The organism is Polaribacter sp. 2405UD43-2 (genome assembly GCF_058147125.1).
In genome coordinates this window covers 1-308 of sequence record NZ_JBYVJX010000030.1, presented here as the reverse complement: position 1 = coordinate 308, position 308 = coordinate 1, and the positions used below count along the sequence as shown (strand labels likewise).

General features: G+C 37.0%; 1 protein-coding gene. It reads right to left on the bottom strand.

Annotation, left to right across the window (positions count from 1 at the left end; translation table 11 throughout):
- Window positions 1-308 (bottom strand): dipeptidyl-peptidase 3 family protein (locus ACY2RX_RS14625; RefSeq protein ID WP_490104720.1); only part of this gene is annotated, 308 nt, incomplete at both ends.

Here is a 308-nt window from a genome sequence, read left to right as displayed (position 1 = left end):
CATGCTGGTGGCGAATCCAATTATTGTGTGGTAAATTTACACCGATTGGCGTACTTGGAGATGCATCTCCTGCCTCACCAGCCACATGAACGGTGTTGTAAGAAACCCCTACAACATTTTTCTTTGTATGATTTTCCATTAAAGGAGAATTGTCTGCAAACCATTGTGCATTATCGAATAAAACTTTCATTTGACGAGACATATCAAAATCTTTAATTTGTACAATTGTTTCGTAAGACCCTCTGTGTCCTTTGGGGTCGTTATAAACTTCTATAAAACCATTAATCCAATCTATATTACCGTCTTTA